The sequence below is a fragment of the Dyella sp. genome, assembly GCF_051954575.1.
Taxonomy (GTDB): Bacteria; Pseudomonadota; Gammaproteobacteria; order Xanthomonadales; family Rhodanobacteraceae; genus Dyella_B.
In genome coordinates, this window is record NZ_JBQCHP010000035.1 from 1 (window position 1) to 22,973 (window position 22,973).

The 22,973-nt window shown below is 59.7% G+C and carries 20 protein-coding genes and 1 pseudogene; 12 read left to right on the forward strand and 9 right to left on the reverse strand.

Annotated elements, in window-relative coordinates:
• The first annotated feature begins 1,051 nt into the window (after positions 1–1,051).
• On the forward strand, positions 1,052–2,953 hold the full coding sequence (locus ACTHNE_RS05125; protein ID WP_440268679.1) for a S53 family peptidase: 1,902 nt from the start codon (positions 1,052–1,054) through the stop codon (positions 2,951–2,953).
• Positions 2,954–3,989: 1,036 nt separating this feature from the next.
• Here ACTHNE_RS05125 and ACTHNE_RS05130 read toward each other — a convergent pair.
• Positions 3,990–4,172, reverse strand: coding sequence for a hypothetical protein (locus ACTHNE_RS05130; protein ID WP_440268680.1), 183 nt, complete (start codon positions 4,170–4,172; stop codon positions 3,990–3,992).
• 171 nt (positions 4,173–4,343) lie between these two features.
• Here ACTHNE_RS05130 and ACTHNE_RS05135 point away from each other — a divergent pair, with 171 nt between their 5' ends.
• Positions 4,344–5,813, forward strand: a complete 1,470-nt coding sequence (locus ACTHNE_RS05135; protein WP_440268681.1) for an alpha-L-fucosidase — start codon at positions 4,344–4,346, stop codon at positions 5,811–5,813.
• 177 nt (positions 5,814–5,990) lie between these two features.
• Here ACTHNE_RS05135 and ACTHNE_RS05140 read toward each other — a convergent pair whose 3' ends face one another.
• Complete coding sequence (locus tag ACTHNE_RS05140; protein ID WP_440268682.1) at positions 5,991–7,820, reverse strand: FAD-binding oxidoreductase; 1,830 nt, start codon at positions 7,818–7,820, stop codon at positions 5,991–5,993.
• Between the two features lie 157 nt (positions 7,821–7,977).
• Here ACTHNE_RS05140 and ACTHNE_RS05145 point away from each other — a divergent pair, with 157 nt between their 5' ends.
• Positions 7,978–8,853 carry a LytTR family DNA-binding domain-containing protein gene (locus ACTHNE_RS05145; protein ID WP_324937260.1) on the forward strand — a complete coding sequence of 292 codons (876 nt, stop codon included), beginning with the start codon at positions 7,978–7,980 and terminating at the stop codon, positions 8,851–8,853.
• A gap of 111 nt (positions 8,854–8,964) precedes the next feature.
• Here the strand turns inward: ACTHNE_RS05145 and ACTHNE_RS05150 are convergent.
• Together ACTHNE_RS05150 and ACTHNE_RS05155 are read right to left on the reverse strand one after the other, a co-directional pair.
• A pseudogene (locus ACTHNE_RS05150) lies at positions 8,965–9,096 on the reverse strand (transposase); the annotation flags it as partial.
• Positions 9,097–9,348: 252 nt separating this feature from the next.
• A complete protein-coding gene (locus tag ACTHNE_RS05155; RefSeq protein WP_324937262.1) occupies positions 9,349–10,101 on the reverse strand; it encodes an SDR family oxidoreductase in 753 nt (250 codons plus the stop codon).
• Between the two features lie 160 nt (positions 10,102–10,261).
• Here ACTHNE_RS05155 and ACTHNE_RS05160 point away from each other — a divergent pair, with 160 nt between their 5' ends.
• Positions 10,262–11,161, forward strand: coding sequence for a LysR family transcriptional regulator (locus ACTHNE_RS05160; protein ID WP_324937264.1), 900 nt, complete (start codon positions 10,262–10,264; stop codon positions 11,159–11,161).
• A 468-nt stretch (positions 11,162–11,629) separates the two neighbouring features.
• Here the strand turns inward: ACTHNE_RS05160 and ACTHNE_RS05165 are convergent, their stop codons facing one another.
• Positions 11,630–12,523, reverse strand: coding sequence for an NAD(P)/FAD-dependent oxidoreductase (locus tag ACTHNE_RS05165; protein ID WP_440268683.1), 894 nt, complete (start codon positions 12,521–12,523; stop codon positions 11,630–11,632).
• Positions 12,524–12,638: 115 nt separating this feature from the next.
• On the opposite strand from ACTHNE_RS05165, the gene ACTHNE_RS05170 reads away from it, so the two are divergent.
• Positions 12,639–13,295 (forward strand): TetR/AcrR family transcriptional regulator, encoded by a 657-nt coding sequence (locus tag ACTHNE_RS05170; protein WP_440268684.1) that lies wholly within the window; start codon positions 12,639–12,641, stop codon positions 13,293–13,295.
• A gap of 540 nt (positions 13,296–13,835) precedes the next feature.
• On the opposite strand, the gene ACTHNE_RS05175 is transcribed toward ACTHNE_RS05170, so the two are convergent.
• Together ACTHNE_RS05175 and ACTHNE_RS05180 are read right to left on the reverse strand one after the other, a co-directional pair.
• Positions 13,836–14,240 (reverse strand): putative quinol monooxygenase, encoded by a 405-nt coding sequence (locus ACTHNE_RS05175; protein ID WP_324937271.1) that lies wholly within the window; start codon positions 14,238–14,240, stop codon positions 13,836–13,838.
• 94 nt (positions 14,241–14,334) lie between these two features.
• The gene (locus tag ACTHNE_RS05180) at positions 14,335–15,240 is read right to left on the reverse strand and encodes a LysR family transcriptional regulator (protein WP_440268685.1); all 906 of its coding nucleotides are present in this window, start codon (positions 15,238–15,240) and stop codon (positions 14,335–14,337) included.
• 190 nt (positions 15,241–15,430) lie between these two features.
• Between ACTHNE_RS05180 and ACTHNE_RS05185 the strand changes: the two genes are divergently transcribed.
• The 7 genes from ACTHNE_RS05185 (at position 15,431) to ACTHNE_RS05215 (ending at position 20,730) form a co-directional block, all read left to right on the forward strand.
• Positions 15,431–15,997: a flavodoxin family protein gene (locus ACTHNE_RS05185; protein WP_440268686.1), complete on the forward strand. Its 567-nt coding sequence runs from the start codon at positions 15,431–15,433 to the stop codon at positions 15,995–15,997.
• A gap of 32 nt (positions 15,998–16,029) precedes the next feature.
• Entirely contained in the window at positions 16,030–16,329 is a 300-nt protein-coding gene (locus ACTHNE_RS05190; RefSeq protein WP_440268687.1) for a superoxide dismutase, read from the forward strand.
• 84 nt (positions 16,330–16,413) lie between these two features.
• Complete coding sequence (locus tag ACTHNE_RS05195; protein WP_440268688.1) at positions 16,414–17,463, forward strand: NAD(P)-dependent alcohol dehydrogenase; 1,050 nt, start codon at positions 16,414–16,416, stop codon at positions 17,461–17,463.
• Positions 17,464–17,505: 42 nt separating this feature from the next.
• Positions 17,506–18,171, forward strand: a complete 666-nt coding sequence (locus ACTHNE_RS05200) for a type 1 glutamine amidotransferase domain-containing protein (RefSeq protein ID WP_440268689.1) — start codon at positions 17,506–17,508, stop codon at positions 18,169–18,171.
• Positions 18,172–18,235: 64 nt separating this feature from the next.
• Complete coding sequence (locus tag ACTHNE_RS05205) at positions 18,236–19,219, forward strand: aldo/keto reductase (protein ID WP_324946422.1); 984 nt, start codon at positions 18,236–18,238, stop codon at positions 19,217–19,219.
• A 198-nt stretch (positions 19,220–19,417) separates the two neighbouring features.
• Positions 19,418–19,960, forward strand: coding sequence for an amidohydrolase family protein (locus ACTHNE_RS05210; RefSeq protein WP_324946424.1), 543 nt, complete (start codon positions 19,418–19,420; stop codon positions 19,958–19,960).
• A 53-nt stretch (positions 19,961–20,013) separates the two neighbouring features.
• Positions 20,014–20,730, forward strand: a complete 717-nt coding sequence (locus ACTHNE_RS05215; RefSeq protein ID WP_440268712.1) for a carboxymuconolactone decarboxylase family protein — start codon at positions 20,014–20,016, stop codon at positions 20,728–20,730.
• Positions 20,731–20,994: 264 nt separating this feature from the next.
• On the opposite strand, the gene ACTHNE_RS05220 is transcribed toward ACTHNE_RS05215, so the two are convergent.
• A complete protein-coding gene (locus ACTHNE_RS05220) occupies positions 20,995–21,624 on the reverse strand; it encodes an MBL fold metallo-hydrolase (RefSeq protein WP_440268690.1) in 630 nt (209 codons plus the stop codon).
• A gap of 81 nt (positions 21,625–21,705) precedes the next feature.
• Positions 21,706–22,719, reverse strand: a complete 1,014-nt coding sequence (locus ACTHNE_RS05225; RefSeq protein WP_440268691.1) for a zinc-binding dehydrogenase — start codon at positions 22,717–22,719, stop codon at positions 21,706–21,708.
• Positions 22,720–22,973 lie beyond the last annotated feature (254 nt).

Here is a 22,973-nt window from a genome sequence, read left to right on the forward strand (position 1 = left end):
CCTATCAATAAAAAGCCCGCAGGGGGAGCCTGCGGGCTTCGGGTCATCCATCTTTACGCTGCATAGCGAGGAGGGGAGGCCAGGCTAGGCGGTGGGACTGATGTCTCTCGACATGGAGTAACTATACTCGTGAGTATATTAATAAAATGTAATGCCATGCGGCTACGGCCGCCCGCCTCGGCCCGATTGCCAAGGCAGCTAGGTTCGGGCATCTGGTTAACCGTGATGTATAGGGATGAATTTGGACCTATTGGAGGGTCAGCATGGCGGTCATTCCGCAATCGCTGTTTTTAGCTTTCCTTCCTGGCGATCGCCGTTAGCGCAACGCAGGCGCAAGACGTGAAGTCGCGCTCTTCGCAAGGCAAATTCATTTGGTCGACCTTGTTACAGTCACTCGGCACCAAATCAAACTGGCGCTCGATGGCTTTGCAAGGCCCGGATGTCCACTGAATATGTAACGATGAAACCGATACTCAGGAAGGTTCGGCCCTGCGTTACCGCAACAACGGGAGCATCGTGCTTCTTCGACTTGAATCACGTCTTGCGCTCATCCTGCCGTAGCGACGAGCATTCCGACTCGCGCTGTTTGACCGGACAAATCGTGCGTCCTCATGTCGTTCGGCGGATAGTTCTCTAAAAGCCGCAAATCTTCGGCGCAGCTGTTCACCCCCGCTGCACGTACCCGCTGCAACATTAAATCCGGTGATCCGTCAGGCCAAGGCGTTGGAAATATGACTCCGGGAGCGGGCTGAATCTTGCATCACTTGGACTGGCGTCATGGCCACGCTGATCCTCCTCGCATCAGTGAAAGTGTATACGCACCTGGGCACTGGCTCGTTTGTCGTGCCTTTCAACTTTCATCGTGATGTTTGCGGCTGGTTGTATCTACGCACAGTTTTGCCCATACGCAGGGCATTTATCCTCGCTCTGCGGGTAGGCGATGAGCTCGGAGTCGGCCGGCTCGCAGCATGAAGTCCGGAAGACGATAAACGTTATCCACGGCACCCAGGTGACTCGGCAAGCGGGCATCCCTGGTTCAAGGAGGCACGCCATGTTCGCAACGTTACGCTGCAAACCACTTGTTCTGTCCCTTGGCCTGCTGCTGGCCTGTACAAGCGCAAAGGCGTGGGCAGTGCAGCCGACACCGGCCATCGATGCCGGCATGGCGCCCACAAGTGAGCCTGTGAACGTTACGCTGTTCCTGAAATTGCGTAACGAAGTTGCGCTGGATAATTACGTCAGGCAAACCGTTACGCCAGGTAGTGCGCACTACCTGCAGTTCCTGACCACCCGCCATTTTGCGCAGCAATATGGCGCTAACGACAGCGATATCGCGCGCGTGCAAGCATATCTGCAGAAGCAGGGTCTGCGCGGTGAAGTACTGCCCAACCATGTGGCAATTCGCGTCAGCGGAACGTTGGGCCAGTTCGGGCAACTGTTTCGGACGTCCATACACGACTACGTCGCAAGCGGAAGCGGGCGGCGCTTCCACAAGCCAATCCTGCCGTTGCGAATGCCTTCGGCCATCGCCGATGTGGTCGATGTTGCAACCGGGCTGAGTACGGAGCATGTATATCGCCCGCATCGTCTTTCAACGCAGGCTCTGGTTGAAAATATCCAGGCGCTGTCGCTGAACAAGCTTTCCGGCGGAAATTCCACGGCAACCGGTATCCCCGGGCAGTACACCGTGGGCGATGTCGCCAATCTTTACGACATCAATCCGCTTTATGAGCGTGGTGTAGTCGGCAGGGGTGCGACCGTGGGCATCGTGACCTTGTCCAATTTCTATCCCGGCGATGCGACTACCTATTGGTCGGACATCGGTCTGGCCACCCGGCAAAACCGCATCCGGCAGGTGCACGTGGACGGTGGCGGGGCGATCGATAGTGGTAGTGGCGAAACGGCCATCGCTGTGGAACAAGCGGGCGGTATTGCCCCCTGGGCCGACATCATCGTCTATGACGCTCCCAACACGGCGGAAGGCTATCTGGATGCGTTTGCGCAAGCCGTGTCGGACAATATCGCCGACAGCCTTTCCACCAGTTGGGGCGCGCCTGAGTTCTTCAGCTTTGCCGCGTGGGCGGGAGGCAACGCCAGTGATACTACCGACGTGGGTGATCTGCGCGCCTTCCACAAGTTATTCCTGGAGGCAGCCGCCCAAGGTCAATCAGTCTTCGCGGCAGCCGGCGATTCCGGGGCGTACGACGTCAACGCATACTTCGCAGATGCGGTAGGTTACAGCGTGCCGCTCAGCGTGGATTCGCCTGCTTCCGATCCGTACATCACCGCGGCGGGAGGCACGACGGTGCCCTACAGCTACGCCTTCGGTAATGGCCCGGAGGAATCCATCACCCAGGAAAGCGTATGGGGCTGGGATTACATCCAGAATTATTACGCAACCTACCTCAACCAGGGCGTGTCCTTGTTTTCAGAGGGCGGCGGTGGTGGCGTGAGTGTGTACTGGCCCACACCGTTCTATCAGCGTGCCACGGCCGGCATTCAAACCAGCCAGCCGGAGCAGGCGGTGGTCTTCTGCGATCTGCTCGGAAATTGCACCACGATTTTGAATATGCCTAGCGGTTTTGCGGGCCGCAATCTGCCGGATATTTCTCTGGATGCCGATCCTGAAACGGGCTATGTCTACGTTTCGACCACCGACGGCGGCCTCAAGAGCGGAGAAGGCGGAACCAGTTTCGTATCGGCACAGCTCAATGGCATCAATGCACTGTTGAGGCAGAGCGTGGGACATCGCATTGGATGGTGGAATCCGCAGATCTATGCGCTCCAGAATATCCTCGGCTATGGGAGGTTCTCGCCTTTTCGTAGTGTTCGTGCCGGAGACAATTGGTTTTACCAAGGGGCGACTCGGTACAACCCCGGGGCGGGTATCGGTTCGTTGGATGTGGCGAAGCTGGCAGCGTTCTTGCGCGTGGGGTTCAGCATGTCATATTAATTTCCGCAGCCGTCGTGGGTGGGCCGAAAGAAACGCCAATATCCAGTATTCGCTATGGGACGCGGACACCGCGTGGCTTGTATCTGTGCCATTCGCGTCGATGGTATTAAGCCCCGCCTATTCATCACCTTCCAGCTTAAGGCAACACTGATCAAGTATCGCCGTCGTCATGATGTCTGGAAGGCTCGCAGGGTGTGTTGCGTGGCGCCGGGAAGACTGGCCGTCTTGCCAAGCCGCGCGACGCAGCATGCGGGCCTTCCAGACATCACCCCCTCATTCAAATTCAACCTGTGGGGCCAGCCCTGTCTGTCCACATGCCGCAGGTACCCGTCTCGACAGACGGCCGTCTGCCTTCGCCGACGGCCCTGTGGCCTGCGAACAGACAGGGCTGGTGACGACGGCGATACTTGATCAGTGTTGCCTTAATAGTATGCAATGGCCGGCACCGGCCCGCGTCGCAACCGATGTAGACGCCATTCGAACCACAGGGTGCGATATATCCGGATTCGCCATGGGCTTTGACTGCGCCACATCCCATCTGAGTGGCAATGTTTTGCGCCAACGACAACATGGGCTGCTCCGTCACTACAGTGGTGGAGGTTGGCGGCACTGCGGTTGCAGTTGCGGGTGCGGCTACGGGAATCGGTGAGGCTGGCGTGGGTATGGTCGTGCCTTCAACGGCTGTACTCGCGCCAGGCGCTGTCGCGGCCGCCTGTGTGGCAGGTGCAGCCGATGTGGGCTGCACGGAAGCAATGACAACGCATGTTGGCGCAACCGCACCGCAGCGGTCCGGTTGAATGATTGATCGGGCTCCTTCCGCGTCACCACACGGCTTCGATGAGCCGGAACCTATGTCGATCAACAAGACCGTCAACTATTGGAAATCGGGCGGCATGTCGCTGCGCTAAGCCCAGGTCGATGGCGTTCCGTGCGGCAAGTCGCTGTTGCCGTGCCGTACGGCACCAACCAGTCACCCTATCGCACTTTGATAGAGGCGACAGGAAAGCCTCGCGGCACTGACCAGCAGGCAAAACCATCACGCCTGCCCGGGAAATTGCTGCTGCGCAGCTTCAATTTTCGCAAGCGTCTCTTGTGTTCTTCGCAATGCCGCAACCAGCGGCGAACGATAGAGTGCTGCAGCAGGAGCAACGCAGTAGCCAGATTCGCGATGCCTGACCGTTTTGCTCGTCATTCCGGCGAAGGCCGGCATCCAGTTCAAATAGTGCAGTGCGAAGCACTCAACATATGAATTGTTGTGTCCTTCGGATGCATATTTAGACTGGATGCCGGCCTTCGCCGGAATGACGACCCGCTTTGAAATAGCATTGACGTAACGACCTGAATTCGGGATTCGACGAGTCTGGGATCACCCATCACATTTCGGCCTACTATGAATAGCATTCGAGTTCTCGTCTATGTGCTGCTTCTATGGGCCCCGATCTGTGCCTGGGCGACCTCGCCAGACTCAGCAGTTACCCATACAAAAGACACCGCACAATCTTCGGCCAGCGCATCGGGAAACGCCCAAAGCGCCACTCTCCCGCCGCCTCCTTTCGGACTGGCCGAGGTGCGTAGAGGGCCTGATGCAGACCAGCGCGTCCATTGGTGGCGCGAAGCGCGATTCGGAATGTTTATCCATTTTGGGATCTATTCAGTGCTAGGCCACGGCGAATGGGCCATGTTCAACGAACGCATTCCTCATCGCCAATATGCAAAGCTCGCGGACGCATTCAAACCGGATCCCCATGCACCCGAAACGTGGGTGAAAGCGGCCCGGCGGGCCGGCATGAAGTACATGGTACTGACTGCGCGCCACCATGACGGTTTCTCATTGTTCGACTCGCATGCGAACGATTTCAATTCGATGCGTACGGCCGCGCATCAGGATATCGTCGGCGAGTACATGCGCGCAGCGCACGCGCAGGGGATGCGTGCAGGTCTGTATTACTCCCCCCTCGACTGGCGCTTTCCCGGGTATTTTTTCCCCGATCTTTACCTTGAATCCGCCGAGGCGATGCGCGAGCAGTATCACAAGGAAATCGAACAGCTGGCATCGGACTACGGCCAGCTTGATTTAATCTGGTTTGACGGCGGCGGTGAGCAATGGCTCGGCTTCGGCGGCATTGAATTCGACGGCTCAAGCTGGAAATCGCGTGCGCATGACAAACCCTATTCGGGGCAGTTCTCGTGGCAGGATGATCTTGTCAGCCGGCGTCTTCATCAGCTCCAGCCGCACATCCTGATCAATGATCGAACCTCGGCACCGGGAGACTGGCGAACACGGGAAGGTGCAGATCGACTCGGCGATTTTGACAATACACAGCCATGGGAGTTGTGCGTGACACTTGCCGGCACGTGGGGTTATCAACCCGGCGCAAAACCGCGATCGCTGCAAGAACTCGTGCTGCTGCTGACCAACACGGTGGTGCGCGACGGAAATCTTCTGCTGAACGTGGGGCCTGCACCGGACGGCCATATCCCGAACGATCAACTGCAACGCCTCGATGAGCTGGGCCGCTGGTTGCAAAGCCACGGCAAGGCCATCTACGGAACACGCGGCGGCCCGTTCCTGCCCTCCGCTACGGCTGGCTCCACGCGGTCAGGCAAGACGATTTTCTTGCACCTCTTACCGAGCAATGGCTCTGTGCCACCCACCAGCATGAGCATTCCTGCATTCACTGCAGGTCCAAGGCTATTACGCGCTCAAGTGTTAGGTGAAAAGACGGACCTGACGCTGCGTTCCGACCCAGGAGGCGGATTCAGCTTCTCACTTCCCAAAGCCTCCTCCGACTTACCGACCGTGATTGTGGAGCTTACTTACGACGGTTCAGTGATGGGGCTGCCGGTACAATCCCTTTGAGCAGATTCTGATTTATTTCGCGTGTCACGCAGGCTGGGGTGCAAACCGCGACACTGCCATGCATGCATAGATCGCGATGTTGGGGTTTGTACCCCAATCTACGCTCGCTTCGATCGGCGCATTCGAGTCTCGGCTCCACGCATGGCCGCGAAAACTGGGCGCATGTGGATTTACTCTCTATCTCCGCAATCGAGTGAAGCCGTCTGGGCTCCAGTCCTCGCTGCCGACCCCGTGATGCACGAAGAACAGGCCATCCGGGTCGTACTCGCGTTTCGCCGCGGCAAGACGGGGATAGTTGCTCCCCCAGAATCCCTGCTGCCAGTCACGCAGAAAGTAGTCGCTTTCCGAGACGTAGCAGCCCGCATTCGGCGCCACGGCACGCAACGCGGCCATCGTATGTTCGATGGCGGCCGCATCGCGCCGCGCCTTGGCCAGATCGGGCTTTGCGCCGGGCATGCCGGGAAAAGCAGGATCACCGCCGTTGGCGCTGATTGCGAGCGCAAAAGCGTCGAGCACCTGCGGATGCGTGGCAGTGTCGCGAGCCCGGTCGATCGAATCAACCGGTGCGCCGGCCAAGCCCTTGTTGAAATGCAACGAGACGCCCCAGTGCTGCGCGGCGGTGAACAGCGCATCGGCGAGTTTCGTTTGCTGATCTAGTTGCAACAAAGTGGCCGGAAGCCATGCCGATTGGTAGCCATGGATGAACGAGCCCGCCTGCTCCCGGTCGCCGGCCCACGCGAAGCGGTCGCGCGGCGCGTTTGGGCGGTCGTCCATGGCGATGGCGTCCGGCAGGTATTTGCGCAGGAATTCGGCGTCCCACAGGTGCTTGGCCAGCGCGGCTAGTGCCTCGAACGGCTTGGTGATTTGGCAGTCCTTGCGGGCCTGCACCCACTCGAGGAAGGGGGTCCAAATTTGTTCGGCCTGTTGCTTGGAGTGGCCCTGGAACATCATCGAGACCTCCAGAATGTTGCGGCCGTAGAGCTTCATCTGCTCACCCCAGTGCGGATTGAACAGCGCGCGCTGGTAGAAGCTCACCGCCTCGGCAATCAAGGCGCGATAGGCCGCGTCCGAGTCTGCCTTGATGGTGAAGTTCACCCCGCCGAAGAACTCGGGCAACTCGAAGGTGCGTAGGGTCAGTCGCGTGACCACGCCTAGGCTGCCACCACCGCCGCCCTTGAGACCCCAGAACAGTTCAGGGTTCGTGCGGGCATTGGCGATGCGCACTTGGCCGTCGGCGGTGACGACTTCCGCTTCCAGGAGGTTGGACGCTGCCGTGCCCCAGCGCTTCGAGAAGCTGCCGAAGCCACCACTCTGCACCAATCCGGCCACGCCCACCGTAGTGCAGCCACCGCCCTGCACGTAGCGAGCGCCGTGGGTGGTTACGGCGTTGTAGACGTCGATCCACATGGCTCCCGCCTCTACGTCCACTGCCGTCTGCGGCGCTATGTAGCCGGCGCAGCCTTGCGGCACGAAGGCGTCGTGCAGCCTCACTTGGTTCATGTGGCGCGTCCACACTAACAGTGAATCCGCCGAATCCGATGTGCCCTGGTAGCTGTGACCGCCGCCTTTCACCACCAATCGCAAATGGTGCTGGCGCGCGAAGTTGATGGCTGCGACCACGTCGGCGGCCCTTTTCGCCGCCACAGCGTAGGCGCTGGGCTGCGAGGTCCAGGCATCGGCCCACCCGCTGGTCTGGGTCAGTTCGGGGCTGTCGCCCACCGCGAACGGGTTGTCCAGCTGCTTGAGCATCTGTGCGCACGCGCTGTCCGTCTGCGACGCGCTGCAAGAGACGAATGGCGATTCCAGCTTCAGCAGCCGGCCGCCGACCCGCCGTTTCAGCCGGTCCCATTCCGTGGCTGCCGGCCAGCCCGGCTGGCCTGGACGTACCCGCGAGCGTAAGTTGATCGCCATCGTTCCGACGCCATGTGCCAAGGCCGTGCCGCTGCGCATCAGCAAGGGCGTTAGTGGAAGGGTGGCGGCAGCTTTCAGCAAGTCGCGTCTTTTCATCGTATCGCCTCGAACTGGAGTGACAGAGGCCAGCATGGACTTGCGTTACCGCCATTCCCAGTGCGTGGTGACGGATTGCGGGTGGTGAGGGATGAAACGACTACGGTGTGGGACGGGCCGCATGGGGATTGCGCCACGGCTACGTATAATCGTCGGGATGAACGAGCAGGCGGATGTTGGATACAGGGATTTTCAGCGTTGGCGCCCATCGATCGAGGCTGCCTTCTGGATCGCCTTGTATACCCTCAATACGCTGTTTAATGGCATCGTTGCGCGGATCGACCATGCACGCACGGCGGCCTGGGAGCCGTGGGTTTGGGAATCAAGCAGTTCGCTGCTGATTCTGCTGCTGATCCCATTCGTGAAGGCGGTGGAGCGGCGCTGGCCGTTCCGTTTCGATACGTGGCGCCACAGCCTGCCGCGGCATCTGCTGACAAGTGTGGCGTTCAGCCTGATGCACGTGATTGGGATGGTCGGACTGCGCAAGATGGTTTATGGGATGACTGGCGGGCACTACCGTTTTGGTGCTTGGTGGCCGAACTTCGGCTACGAGTATTTGAAGGACATCCGAAGCTACTTCGTCATCGTCGCAATGATTTGCCTGTCGCGGTTGTGGTTGCTGCGCCAGCAGGGCGAGGCAAAGCTGTTGGCCGAACCGGACGAAGGGCCGCCGGTAGAGCCGGTAGAGCGGCCGGAGCGTTTCCTGGTGCGTAAGTTGGGCAAAGATTTCCTGGTTAACGCCAGCGAGATCGAGTGGTTGCAGGCTGCGGGCAACTACGTGAACCTGCATGTGCGCGGACACGACTACCCATTGCGCAGTACGATGGCTGGCATTGAGGCGCGGCTGGACCCGGCACGCTTCCTGCGAGTGCATCGCGGCTATTTCGTCAACCTCGACTATCTTGTGGAGATCGAGCCGCTGGAAACCGGCGATGCGCGCCTGGGCATGCGCAATGGTGCCAGTGTGCCGTGTAGTCGCCGTTACCGAGGTCAGTTGCGCGAACGTCTTGGTGACATGCCGGCCGGCACGTAATCGAGAGCGAAAGACCGACGTCAGTTGTGTGGCGCTTCGACGCGCGAATACGATCACGGGCGAAGAATATGTATGGCCGAATGATTTGAGCTGATCGTATGTGCTGAAACTGTTGTAAGCCAGCACATACAAGCTCATTTCGGTGGCGACCTTTGGCAAGGTTCGCATGAGGAAATGCGCCGACCCCATCCATGCCTTGAGCATTCCAAAAACATGTTCAACAGTTTGGCGGCGCACCCGTATGGCTCGGCTACGCGCGCCGGGGAGCTGGTGACCACAAGGGGCTAGCGAGAGGTGGCTCGCGGCATGTAATTCAAATGGATTACAGCTTTGATGAGCGCGTGCCAACGCAGGACATATTTCAGGTCGATAGCGATAGCGACTTCAAACAGAAGCTAATTGCATTGCAATCACCGATCACAAAGAGTCCCCCTCCTTTATGGGTGCCATCAGATGAGGGTGCGGCGCATCGCGACTTCTCATATATGGAATCGCTCAACCATTGATCAGGCGCCCGCCGTCGACGACGAGTTCCGATCCAATCGTCCACTTCGATTCATCGGAGGCGAGGTACACCACTGCTTTGGCGATTTCGCCCGGCGTGCCGAAACGACCAAGCGGGATGCTTGCGGCAATGTCTTTGTTGACCTGGTCGCGATAGGCATCGGGAATGCCAAGCTTGTCGTACAACGGCGTCTCGACGGGGCCAGGACTTACAGCGTTGATACGAATGCCGCGTTCAAGCAGTTCGCTTGAAAGGGTTTTTGTCATGCTCAAGAACGCGGCCTTGGTCGCCGCATACACCGACGATTGGGCGGCTCCCACGTGCGCGCTAACCGACGTATTGAACACCACCGACGCAGGGCTGGCGAATACGGGGAGCAGTGCCTTCATGAGGAAGAACGGGCCTTTTACATTGATGTTGAACGACGCATCGAATGCTTGTTCGGTCCATTGCTCGATCGGTGCCCAGGCCGCGACGCCCGCGTTGAGGAACGCGATATCGAGCTGGCCATAATGTTCTTTTACCGCCTGCGCCAGATCTTGCTGCGCGGCGACGCTGGCCGAATCAGCACGTAACACAAGCACCTGCTCGCCAAGCGCGACCTTGGCCTTGGCAATGGAGTCCGGGTTCACTCCGGTTACGATGACGCGCGCGCCCTCGGCCAGAAACTGCCGTGCGGTTTCCAAGCCAATACCGCTGGTGCCACCGGTGATGAGGGTACGTTTGCCTGCTAGGCGTGCCATGGGCTGCTCCTGTCGTTGATGCCGGGTCTGCCGCGCCGGCAGTCCTTCGGTATCAGCTAGCATGAGTCCATGCTGGATTTGCCATAAGACCCCTTTCCTGCATAGCATTTATGCAATCCAGGCATGAATGTAGGCGGGAAGATTGGACCGGTTCTTGGTAATGACCTGTTTTGCCCGTGCCGTAGAGACCGGAAGCTTTTCTGCCGCAGCGCGTGACATAGGCATTGGGCAACCCAACGTCAGCCGCTATGTGGCTGCGCTGGAAGAACATCTGCAGACTCGGCTGCTTAACCGCTCAACGCGTAAGCTCGTCTTGACGCCTGAGGGTGAGCGTTACTACGCCGAGGTTCGCCGCATACTCGATGCGGTAGCCGAATCGGAAATGTCGCTGCGAGAGAACGTCAAGCCATCGGGACTTCTCCGAGTGGCCTGCCCAACGGCGCTGTCGCACATGTATGTGATGCCTCTCGTGCCTGCCTTTCTGCAGCGCTATCCGGAGATGGAGCTGGACCTGCAGATCGGCGATCGCTTCGTCAACCTGCTCGACGAAGGGGCTGAGCTGGCCATTCGTATAGGCCATCTGGAGAACAGTGCGCTTCGCGCGAGGCGTATTGGATCCTTCAGGCGCGTTTGCGTGGCGAGCAAAGAATATCTGGCAAAACGCGGTATGCCGCGAATCCCAGGCGACCTGACAGATCACGATTGCGTGATCTATACATTGCTGGCATCGGGAGCAACGTGGCGCTTCAAGGATGCGGAGGTTCCGGTGTCCGGCCGGATCAGGGTCAATTCTCCTGAAGCTGCACGCGCATTGGTCAATGCGGGCCTTGGCATCGGTCAGGGACCGGCATGGCTGTTCGAAGAAGGACTCAAATCCGGCCGTCTGCAAATCATTCTGAACGAGTTCGCCGCCCCGCCGGTGCCGATGCAAATCGTCTATGCGGCGAACAGGCTAGTGCCGAAAAGGGCCATCGTATTCATGGACTTCATCGCCGAGGAATTTTCGAAGATTCCCCAGCTCAATACATGGGGTGCGCGAAGTAAGCGGAGTTCACCGTAATCGCTGCTGGGCGCAATTTAGCGGGACGCCGTGGCAATAGGTGGTTTGCTACGGTCGGAGTTTCCGTTGGTGAAGCCTGGGCGAACAAACGACGCTGCGCATATAGGCCGAAGCACGAGGCTGGTCAGCTGCTGCAGTCAGCCCGCTTGTTCGAAGAGCCCCACACGCCAGCGCTCCAGAGTTAAGGATGCTCTGATCTATTCCACGCACTATCCGGCATTGTTCAACAAGAGGTCGACGGTCACCGACCTCGCGTCGAGACTGCATTTCAAGCGGCTGGCCGCGCCCGGCGAGGCAAGATCGATCGCCTCGACCAGCACGTCCACCCCGTATTTGCTGCGGAGATCGGAGGCGCCGAGTCGATCGATGCTCGCCCGGGGATTCGAATCTGCCCAAGGCCGTTCGAATGTCTTTCAAGATCGCGTCTTGGGTCTTCTGATCGATCTACACGGAATGGAATCTGTGTTCTCAAACCAGCATCGACTGCTGGGCGAAGATACCGGCCATCGCGCCTTGCCATGATGCCGTGGTGACCGAGGGTATGAGGGGGTTGGCGAGGTCGCCGGCGGCGTAGATGCCGGGCGTGCTGGTTTCGCGGCGCTCGTCGACCTTGAGAACAATGCCTAGGGGCGTATTGACTGTGGCCAGGCCCAGTGATTCATGCAGGCTTGCGGACGGCTGGTTGCGCGGATGCGCGAACAAGATGTCGACCGCGACATGGGGGCCGGCATCGAGATTGACGGTGGCGCTATGGCCCCCGTGATGGGCGATCGTGGTGATCCGGCCATCGACGACAGGTATGTTGCGGCGCGCTAGATCGGCCCGGATATCAGGCGGAATGTCGTGACCATCGGCGAAGAGGGTCAACCTGTCGGTCCAATCGTGGAACAGCCTGACCTGGTTGTGCGACTGCGGACCGGACCACACGAGGCCCCAATGCTTGCCGGCGACTTCAAAGCCGTCGCAATAGGGGCAGGGCACGATGGAGGTTCCCCAGCCTTCGGCAAAGCCCGGAACGTCAGGCATCTGATCGGCGACGCCATAGCTAAGGATCAGGCGGCGCGCTTTAAGGCTTCCACCATCGGCAGTGACGACAGAGAAATCGTCGATGGCGCCGGAGATGCTCTCGGCCCGGGCATTGACCAGCCTGATCGTGGGATAGCGCGCCAGCTGCTGTCGCGCCTCCGCCAGGATGTCCAGCGGCGGCTTGTGATCGTGGCCGAGCAGCCCATGCGAATGGCCAGCAAAGCGGTTGCGCGGCAGGCCGGTATCGAGAACGGTAACCTTGCGGCGGGCACGGCCGAGCTGCAGAGCCGCGGCAAGACCGGCAAAGCTGCCGCCGATGATGATGACGTCATCCATGGTGATGGACTCCGTATGTGGATGAGGGAGGTTGGGTTGGGGCTGGCTTGCAGATTTAGATACTGAATGGTATCGTAATTCAAGATTTAGGATACCGTCAAGGACCGTAATTGTCGTGACCGAAAACAGCCAGGGCCGGCGCGGTCGGCCCCCCAACGAGGCCCTTGGCCAAACGATCGTCGACGCCGCGCGCGAACTCTTCGTGGAGTTGGGTTTTCAAGCGACGACATTGGACAAGGTCGCCCAGCGAGCGAAGATCTCCAAGCTCAGCATCTATCGGCACTTCGAGAACAAGGAGGCGCTGTTCAGTGCGGCCATCGCGGCCGGCTGCCATCAGTTTTTTGCACCACAATCCCTTCTTGAAGGCGTCGACGGTTCGGTCGAAGATCGGCTGATGGCGGTGGGAGCATTACTGCTTCGCACGCTGTTGAGATCAGACGTCCGCAGTGTTGAAGCCATGGTCATGGCCGACAGGACGAATCAAAGCTCGTTAAGCAAGCTCCATTACGAAGCCGGCCCCGCCCATGTCATCGCTCAAATCGAGGCACTGTTGCGTCAGTTGCACGCAAAGGCGCTTCTGAGCGTGCCCGACCCTCTCCAGTCTGCCCGCTTGTTTGCCGCGCTTTTCAAAGGATCCGATCTTCTGCTTATCGCGCGCTTCGATCAGGCAAGAGCAGAGGACAACAACGAAATCGAATCCTATTGCCGGTCGGCTGTTGCCATGTTCATCGCAGCGCACGGTGGCAACGACCACGCGGGGAGATGGCGTTGACGTCAACGAGTACGATCAAGAGATCATTGCCGCCGCTGTTGACCCTGCCGGGGCAATCGCCTACGTCGCCTGCACCGCCAAAGAACTGGCCGAGTACGTGGACGTCTCATTTGAATTTCGGTTGCACGGAGGGTTCTGCAGACGAGGTGGCCTCAGAAATCGAGAGCTACAACCCTTACTTTGGTTGCGATGTGCGATTCGGCGCACCTGCAGCCCTTCCCCCTGATACAGCCGCTCCACGCGCTTGTAGTTCACGGACTAACCGTTGCGCTACTCAAAAGCGGGGGGACGTCGCCCGCCATCCAAGACGCATACATCGAATCGTTTAACGGCCGCTTGTGCGTTGGATGCTCAAAAGAGTGTTCTTTAACCACATGGCCGTAATCGCGGAGATCGGAAGCTGATACTTTGCGTAGTACGCCCGCCCATCAAACGCGATCGGCACGCCCGGTAGGTATGCGCCCAAATTATCTGTGACCTGCTCTGGGCGACTGGCGCTCACATTGGCGAGATTTCCATTCTTAGAGGCGGATCGGAGCGTTATGGCTCAAGGTCATTGAAACCAGGCGCTCCCTTTTTTGCGCTGAGCTGGACGGGCAATGTCTCGATCAGCTTGCGTGACCGGATCATGGTCTGCGTTGTGGAAACGTATTTCCTGAAGTGCGGCGATTGGATATGCGCTCGATAAGCCGCCTCGCTCGCATAGATCTCGAAGAAGTGCATCGTGGAGGGGTGGTCCTTTTCCGCCACCGCATAGATGGCCAGGACACCGGGCTCGCTTTGCACTGCGGCTTGCATTTCCTCCTTGACCGCCGCCTTGTACGCATCCAGCTGCGACGGATCGATGACCAGCTCGGCAATGCGTACCACGGGTTCGGTCTGCGCCTGCGCATGCAATGCGCTCCCGGCGAGCCCGCAGAATGCAAGGGCGATGCGAAACCACAAGCCTCGTTTGCTTTGCCTTGTCATATCACTCTCGCTTGCTCGGACAGAGGGGTGTACGTGGTCCCGAGGAACGTAGAAGGGCTGCACCTGCTTTTCAGTCGTCCAGGCACTTCGGAAGCTCGGCGGCGAGCGTATCGATGGCGAGGCGGGATCGGAGCGGCAGGTACTGGGCGGCAGGCCATACGGCATAGCATTCCATGACCGCGGTCGGCCGATGGCCCCAGACTTCCACCAGTACGCCCCGTCGCAGTCGCTCACGGATCAACCAGTACGGCAGCCAGGCTAGACCCATGCCGTCGGCTGCGGTGTCGGCGATGACCTCCAGGTCGTCGAATCTCAAACGAGAAGTTGGCTGGATAGTTACCAATGCATCAGTGGCATCCGGGAGTTGCCAAGCCATTCCATGCTCGTTGCGCCAGTACGGCAGCAGGTCGTGATGGACGAAGTCCTCAAGAGAACGGGGCTCACCCTTTCTTGCCAGATAGGCGGGGGACGCGCATAGAACCTTACGCTGGTTCACCAAGCGGCGGGCTCGCAGAGCGGAGCCATTGCCTGGGGCGCCATTGCGAACCGCCAGGTCGAAGCCTTCGGCGATCAGGTCGACTTGACGATCACTGAAATTGAGCTCGAGCTCGAGCCTGGGATGCTGCCGTGCATAGGCTCGCAGAATCGGAGCGACGCAGTAGCGGCCAAACAGCGTGGGGAGCGTAACCCGCAGCTTTCCGACCACTTCGCGCCGCCCATCTTCCAGCATCGCTTCGGCGGCGCGTAATTCTTCGATCGCACGCAGGCACCGCTCGTAGTACTGCTGTCCGTCCTCCGTAAGATTCTGGGATCGGGTCGTCCGCTGAAACAACTGCACGCCGAGCCGCTCTTCCAGCCGGGCGATCGCCTTGCCGACCGCAGAGCGTGTGAGCGAGAGCCGCTCACCGGCCCTCGCAAAACCGCCGGCCTCGACGACTTCCACGAACAGCTGCACGCCATCGAACCGATCGCGCATGCGCGCATCCTCACTCGAACCATTGTAGAAATTTTGGAAGCATTGAGTGGAATTTTTTCCACCCGTGCTTCTGCAAATTCTACTTTATAGTCCCTGGGCAGCAAATTTTCATACGCCGCCCTTGAGATACACGCCGCCGACGTTGGCCGAGCAAAAACGAGCCATTCAGTCAGAAACACGAGGATCCTGGATGTTGATTTCAATCGTCTACGACAGCGGCTATGGCCATACCGCGCGAGTCGCCGAGGCAGTCGCCGAAGGAGCCCGGCAGGTCTCGGGCGCGGATGTCAGGGTTTTCGCTGTCGCAGATGGCATCGATTGGTCGACGCTGGAGCAAAGCGACGCAATCATTTTCGGCTCGCCGACCTACAACGGCATGATCAGCGCCAGGCTCAAACAGTTCTTCGAGGACTCCACCAAAGCCGCCTGGACGGAACTCAAGTGGCGCAACAAGCTCGCCGCCGGTTTCACCAACTCCGGAGCGCAGCACGGAGACAAGCTCAATTCGCTTGTCTCCATGGCTCTGTTCGCCGCACAGCACGGAATGATCTGGGTCGGTCTCGACCTGATGCCCGGCAATAACAGCAGCACCTCCAGCCCCGATGACTTGAATCGGTTGGGAAGCTGGCTGGGCGTCATGACCCACGCCAACGTAGACCAGCCACCCGAAGCAGCGCCCCCGGCCAGTGATCTGTCGACGGCCCAGTATCTCGGACGCCGTGTCGTCCAGACCGCCCGCCGGTTTCAGCCCGCGTGAATCCTATCTCTCACCACCTAAGGAATCAGACCATGAAGCTGCTCTGCCTCGATGTGCCTCAGCCGGGAGCGAGCCCGGAAAAGTATCAGCCCCATATGCAGGACGAGGTACGCCATAGCTGGCAGATGTACAAGGGCGGCTTGATCCGCGACATCTACTTCCGCCAGAACCGGCCAGGCGTTGCCATCATCGCGGAAGCCGAGTCTGTCGAAGCCGCGAAGAAGGCCCTCGCCGAATTCCCGCTGGCCCGGGCCGGCTTGATCGGCTGGGAGGTGATTCCGTTGGGTCCGTTCGCCAACTGGGAAGCCCTGTTTGCTTCGACTGGCGCCTGAGAGACCGGCCCTGATCGCCGACCCGCGCTTCTTGTCATGCGCAGGAAGGCCCACGCACATAACACACGACTAGGTTCCTCACTCATGCATGCAACGGGCTTCGCGGCTTTATCGGCCACGGCTCCGCTCGAGCGCTTCGCTTTCGAGCGCCGCGCGCCGCGGCCGGACGACGTGGTGATCGACATCCTTTACTGCGGTGTCTGCCACACCGATCTGCATATGGCGCGCAACCATGGCGGCTTCACCACGTATCCGATCGTGCCCGGCCACGAGATCATCGGACGCGTGCGGCAGGTCGGCGCGGCTGTGACGCGCTTCAAGGCAGGCGACGTGGTCGGCGTCGGCTGTATGGTGGATTCCTGCCAGCACTGCCAGCCTTGCCTCAAGGGCTGGGAGCAGGACTGTCTGGAGGGCGCGACCTTCTCGTACGGCAGCACCGACCGGCAGGACGGCAGCCCCACTTACGGCGGCTATGCCGACGCCATCGTCGTGCGCGATAGGTTCGTGCTGTCGGTGCCCGACGGGCTCGATCCGGCCGGCGCGGCGCCGCTGCTCTGCGCCGGCATCACGACCTGGTCGCCGCTGCGGCGCTGGCATGTCGGCAAGGGCAGCAGAGTGGCCGTCGTTGGCCTGGGTGGCCTCGGCCACATGGCGTTGAAGCTGACGAAGGCGCTCGGCGCCGACGTCACGCTATTCACGCGCTCGGCCGGCAAGGAAGACGATGCGTTCCGGCTCGGCGCCGACCATGTCGTGCTGTCCAGCGAGCCGGAACAGATGAAAGCCGTCGCGGGCCGCTTCGACCTGATCGTCGACACGGTGCCCTACGACCACGACATCAATCCCTACATGCCGACCCTGGCCATCGAAGGCGTGCTCGTGCTGGTCGGTTACATGGGGCCTTTGAGCCATCCGGTGAACGCCGGCGCCGCCGTGCGCGGGCGCCGGGCAATCTCCGGATCCTTCATCGGCGGGATGCGCGAAACCCAGGAGATGCTCGACTTCTGCGCGGCGCACCGCATCGTCGCGGACATCGAGACCATCCCTATCCAGAACATCAACGAAGCCTACGAGCGCATGTTGAAGAGCGACGTGAAGTACCGCTTCGTGATCGACATGGCCTCCCTGACAGCCTGAGGAACCTGGATAATGCCCGCTGCTATCAAGCCCATACTGTGCGTGGTCACCAGCCATCCGATCCGCGGCGATTCCGGTGAGCCGACCGGCTTCGCGATGGTCGAGCTGACCCATCCGCTGGATGTATTCGAAAAGGCCGGCATCCCGGTGGAGATCGCTTCGATCCGGGGCGGCCATCCGCCGATCGATTTCTTCGACCTCTCCGATCCGGTCAATGCCCGCTTCTGGAAGGACAAGACCTTTCGCGAAATGCTCGCTCATTCCCGGGTGCTCGGCGAGCTCGACCCGTCCGGCTATTCGGCGGTCTTCTTCGCCGGTGGCCACGGCACCATGTGGGATTTCGCCGATAGCGAGGCCGTGCAGAACGTTATCCGCAAAATCTGGGAAGCCGGCGGCATCGTCTCGGCGGTGTGCCACGGTCCGGCCGCGCTGGTGAACGCCACGCTTTCCGATGGCAAGCACCTCGTGGCCGGCAAGCGCATCGCCTGCTTCACCGACGAGGAAGAGGCCGAGGTCAAGTACACCCACGTGGTGCCTTATCTATTAGCCACGACGCTAAAGCAGCGCGGAGCGCTGCATCAGCCTGCACCCAACTGGAGCGAAAACGTCGTGGTCGACGGCCGCCTTGTAACGGGGCAGAACCCGGCTTCGGCGCATGGCGTCGGCGAGGCCGTGGTTGCGCGACTCAAAACCGGCGTTAGCCACTGAGCTGGCCGTGAAAGGTGGCTTCGATTCGCATCGCGCCGCGTGACGCCAAGACAGGAACTACGACATGATCAAGCGCAAACTTGGCCAGGGTCTTGAAGTATCGGCGTTGTCGCTCGGGGCCATGGGCTACGGCAAGGCGCGGAACCTGCCTGATCGAAACGAGATGATTCGCCTTATCCGTACTGCCGTCGAACGCGGCATGGACTTCTTTGATACCGCCGAAGTCTATGGCCCCTGGACGAACGAAGAGATGGTGGGCGATGCACTCGCGCCAGTGCGGGACAAGGTCAAGATCGCGACCAAGTTCGGTTGGGACATCGATCAGGAAACAGGCGAGCACCGGGGTGGCGTGAACAGCAAACCTGCGCAGATCCGCCGCTCCATCGAAGGAAGCCTGCGCCGGCTTCGCACTGATCATATCGATCTCTACTACCAGCACCGCGTTGACCCCGACGTGCCAATGGAAGATGTCGCCGGCACGGTCAAAGATTTGATCGCGGAGGGCAAGGTGCGATGGTTCGGCATGTCCGAGGCGAGTGTGGGTTCGATCCGTCGCGCGCACGCCGTGCAGCCGCTCGCGGCCTTGCAGAGCGAGTATTCGCTATGGACGCGAGAGCCGGAAGCGGAAGTTATTCCGACGCTTGAGGAGCTGGGCGTTGGCCTAGTGCCGTATAGCCCACTCGGCAAGGGATTCCTGACGGGGACGATCGATGCCAGCACGGTATTCGACACGTCGGATATCCGCGCGCAGACGCCGCGCTTTTCGGAAGAAGCACGCATCGCCAATCAAAAGCTGGTCGATCTCATCCGCAAGATGGGTGAAAAACATCGGGCAACGCCGGCGCAGGTGGCGCTAGCTTGGCTGTTGGCACAGAAGCCGTGGATCGTGCCGTTGTTTGGGACGCGAAAGCTTCAGCGCTTCGAAGAGAACATCGGCGCGCTCAACGTGACGCTCGATCAGGCGGATCTCGATGAGATCGAGCAGGCCAATATTGTCGTTCAGGGTGCTCGGTATCCGGACGCTATGCTGCGCTTTTCCGGGCATTAGAGGGGCGCGAAACATGTCTTGCACTTCCTCCAGCATTGGCATCACCCAGCACAGTTTCATGATCCGATTGCCCGTAAGGCCAATCGGCGATATCGATCAGTGCAGTCAGTCGCGCAACGTTTCCCACGATCATGACTACAGCGCACCAGCACACGCAGTTCCGGTGAAAACGACTCAGTCGCCTTAGAGAGCCTGACCATGAAGATGGTGGGAATCGAAGAACATGTGCTACCGGGTGAGATCAGGCAAGCGTGGACAACGCTTCCTGGTGCTGATGACGGCACGCTAATGCTCAATGCCCCCGCCATTGCCGAACGTTTGGCCGACCTCGGCGAAAAGCGCCTGGCGCTGATGGATGAAACGGGCATCGATATGCAGGTGCTATTGCTGACGACACCTGGGCTGAACAATCTCGGTGAACATGGCGTCGATCTGGCGAGGCGTGTCAATGATCGCCTCGCAGAGGTCGTGCAACGCCATCCATCGCGCTTCCGAGCGCTTGCCTCGCTGCCTTTCGCCAGCGCTGATGCAGCGGCACGTGAGTTGAGTCGAGCGGTGACCGAGCTGGGTGCCTTGGGTGCCATTCTCTACGGACGAGTCGGTAACAAGCATCTCGATGATGAGATGTTCGAAGCGACGTTTGCGTGTGCGGCCGAACTCAATGTACCTCTGCTTACATCCACAGATTCCACAGATGGCGGGACGCCAGCCTTACTACGCGGGCTTTTCGCCGACTATTGACCTGGCGTTCTCGACGTTTGGCCTAGGTTGGCAGTTGTCTTGTCAGCTTCGTGGTGACACATAGCTTATTGACCCCGCATGGTTTGATCTTTCTGCCACATCCCATCACATCTACGAATTTCATCATGACTGCCGAAACCACCCTTTCCCCGAAACAGAAGGCTCTCGTGCCCATCGCCGCATTCACTGCGGTGGGCGACTTAGAGCGTTTGAATGACGCCCTCAGACAGGGTCTTGATGCGGGCTTATCCGTCAGTGACTGCAAGGAAGTCCTCGTGCAGCTCTACGCGTATACAGGGTTTCCGCGCAGCATCAATGCGCTGACCCAGTTGATGAAGCTGCTTCAGGCGCGCAAGGATGCGGGCGTCACCGACGCGCCGGGCCGCGAGCCAAATCCCGTTGTTCAAGGCGCTGCCTTGCTGGAAATCGGCACCGCAAACCAGACAAAGCTTTCCGGCGCACCTGTAACAGGCGCATTGTTCGAGTTTGCGCCGGCCGTTGACCTCTTTTTGAAGACCCATCTCTTCGGCGACATCTTTGCGCGAGACAACCTCGATTGGCAGAGTCGGGAACTGGCCACGGTTGCAGCTCTGGCCACTTTGCCCGGTGTGGCGCCTCAGCTGCAGGCACATATACGTATCAGTATGAACGTGGGCATTAGTGCTGCTCAGCTGCAGCAAGTTGTCGAAGTGCTTGCGGCTCATGCCGGTCCGGATGCAGGCCACCGCGCGCGAGCCGCGCTAGATGCTCAGCTATCGACTCGACTCTAGGCCTGATTTGGCTTATATGGGTTCCGATCTGGAGATTTTTCGTGCAGTGCGACCAGCGGTACTGAGATGGCAATAGATGCATCGCGTATGCGGATTGAATTGCGATTGAGGCATTTCCGCGCTTTGGCGAGCGTGAAAGATCAGCCGACCACCGAACACAAGCGTCGTTGCTCCGCTACGCGGTTTTTTGATATGAGCGATTACGCCGACTGTTTGCTCAGTTCGACTGCAGAGCACGCACGCCTCCAAGGCAGGAAGCAAAACTTACAGACGTGCGACGACCTGATCGACTACGGACCGCCACTGATCGCCTGTGACGGACTGCACCGCGTTTCTTCGCACGGAGGCGCTCGAAATGACAACGTCAGGACGAACCTCGCGGAGTTTCATCAGGCTCTCGCCCAAAGCCTTCTTTCGCCCCCCAGCAGACCATTGGACGAGCGTTCCCCAGCCGTCATCTTCGGGAAAGATGAGGTCGCCAGTGAAGAGATATCGCAGACCGTAGGGTGACTGGAAGACAAAGCAGGTACTGCCTGCGGTGTGGCCCGGTGTTGGAATGACTTCAACGTTGTCCGGCTCCAGACTTTGGTCATCAAACACGACGTCGATCTTGCTGTACTTGCCAATAGCCTTCACTTCCAAGGCATGGCAGCAGAGCTGGCTTTCGAACATCTCTTTGATAGTGGCCAACGGCGGCCCCGCCTCATCGCGATGGCTTAGGTATTGCCGAGAAATTCCTCCCAGGCGCTGGATCTCATTCAGTTCTTCGCGGATGCCCGTGCTGTAGAAGAGTGCGTTACCGCCATCCTGAGTCAGAAGGTAGGCATGCGTGGTGACGCCGTGGAATGGATGCTCTTCTCGCGTTTCCCACAAGTCGGGAAAAAGTTGTTTCATCGAAGCACTCCTCGGTGTACTCGAAAAGTGAACTGGGCTAAACGAGCCAGCCGCACGCTGACTCGCTCGCTCATGATTGAATCAAGCCTCTGAGGTCAGCAACACAGCGCCACGCCTTGGCGTTTCCTGAGCCGCGGATAGGGCTTTGACAGCATCCGTGAGCGGAACCATCCGATAGTCAGCAAGGCTCGATGCATTGGCGCGAACCATGTCGAAGATGTCATTGAGATCATCCACGCGTTGGTCGGCAGAGAGATCTGCGACAGCAACCGGCGTGTTGATGCCCTTTATGGTCAATCCACGCACCGTCAATGCAATGCTCGACACTGTTGACGGGGAATGGTCCATGCCCCCATAGGTCAGGAGCGTGCCACGGTCCGCTAGAACGTCGAGAAGATCGGCAATCATTGCGCCGCCGATAGGGTCAATGGCGACGCTCGGTGCAGCGCCGTAGACAGCCCTCGCTCGCTCTTTCCAATCGCTGTCCGACGTATCGATCACCGTAATACCGGGAAAAGTTGCCGAGAGCACATCGGCGGATGGTTTGCTGCGGACCGTTGCGATGATCTTAAGCCCACGCATTTTGGCAAGCGCGATCAGGTTGCGACCGACGCTGGACCCGGCCGCCGTCACCAGGAGCGGAGCCCCTTCACCGGCAGCACCTCGCGAGGCGGCGGCTTCGCGCAGCAGCGTAGCGGCGGTGATGCCATTGATCATCACCTGGCAAGCGGCTTCGTCACTCACGTCATCGGGGATGGGAATGAGATCCGCTGCAGGAACGATGACGCGTTCCGACCACGTGCCGTGCGCATCGAACAATCCGACCCGCGCGCCCACCGCGATGCCTGAAGAGAGCTTCACCCCCGGGCCCACGGCCTCGATCGTTCCGACGCCATCCCCTCCCGGCACCAGGCCAGACTCCGGAATGGGGAGGGGAATGATCCCACGGATCATGAGGTCGTCGATTGGATGCACCATGCGTCGACGCACTTTTACTAAAACTTCTCCAGATCCAGGTGCCGGGATCTCGCGCGAATCGTGCAACGCCAGCACGTTGCTGGGCTCGCCGTGGTGGCGGTAAATCATCGCTTTCATTTCTTTTCCTCAGAGGGGTGGTGGCGCCCAATCAGGCATGGACACCTGCTTGCACAATCGAGCCAATGTTCGACGCGATGGCCACGCGGTCCGTGGTGCGATTGCTGGGGTGATCCGCTGGGGAGAATTGCCCGCCAAGGTCACCCAATCGTTCGCTCGCTTGCATGTGTGGCTACCTGTCGCCGTGTTGTGGACGCACATCTTGGTAGCTACGATTGCACGGTTAAATACCGTCAATCCGGACGGCCCGTACG

Coding starts and splice junctions, on each gene's coding strand:
- ACTHNE_RS05125 (WP_440268679.1), top strand. CDS start 1,052: ATGTTCGCAACGTTACGCTGCAAACCACTTGTTCTGTCCCTTGGCCTG.
- ACTHNE_RS05135 (WP_440268681.1), top strand. CDS start 4,344: ATGAATAGCATTCGAGTTCTCGTCTATGTGCTGCTTCTATGGGCCCCG.
- ACTHNE_RS05140 (WP_440268682.1), bottom strand. CDS start 7,820: ATGAAAAGACGCGACTTGCTGAAAGCTGCCGCCACCCTTCCACTAACG.
- ACTHNE_RS05145 (WP_324937260.1), top strand. CDS start 7,978: ATGAACGAGCAGGCGGATGTTGGATACAGGGATTTTCAGCGTTGGCGC.
- ACTHNE_RS05155 (WP_324937262.1), bottom strand. CDS start 10,101: ATGGCACGCCTAGCAGGCAAACGTACCCTCATCACCGGTGGCACCAGC.
- ACTHNE_RS05160 (WP_324937264.1), top strand. CDS start 10,262: ATGACCTGTTTTGCCCGTGCCGTAGAGACCGGAAGCTTTTCTGCCGCA.
- ACTHNE_RS05165 (WP_440268683.1), bottom strand. CDS start 12,523: ATGGATGACGTCATCATCATCGGCGGCAGCTTTGCCGGTCTTGCCGCG.
- ACTHNE_RS05180 (WP_440268685.1), bottom strand. CDS start 15,240: ATGCGCGATCGGTTCGATGGCGTGCAGCTGTTCGTGGAAGTCGTCGAG.
- ACTHNE_RS05185 (WP_440268686.1), top strand. CDS start 15,431: ATGTTGATTTCAATCGTCTACGACAGCGGCTATGGCCATACCGCGCGA.
- ACTHNE_RS05190 (WP_440268687.1), top strand. CDS start 16,030: ATGAAGCTGCTCTGCCTCGATGTGCCTCAGCCGGGAGCGAGCCCGGAA.
- ACTHNE_RS05195 (WP_440268688.1), top strand. CDS start 16,414: ATGCATGCAACGGGCTTCGCGGCTTTATCGGCCACGGCTCCGCTCGAG.
- ACTHNE_RS05205 (WP_324946422.1), top strand. CDS start 18,236: ATGATCAAGCGCAAACTTGGCCAGGGTCTTGAAGTATCGGCGTTGTCG.
- ACTHNE_RS05210 (WP_324946424.1), top strand. CDS start 19,418: ATGAAGATGGTGGGAATCGAAGAACATGTGCTACCGGGTGAGATCAGG.
- ACTHNE_RS05220 (WP_440268690.1), bottom strand. CDS start 21,624: ATGAAACAACTTTTTCCCGACTTGTGGGAAACGCGAGAAGAGCATCCA.
- ACTHNE_RS05225 (WP_440268691.1), bottom strand. CDS start 22,719: ATGAAAGCGATGATTTACCGCCACCACGGCGAGCCCAGCAACGTGCTG.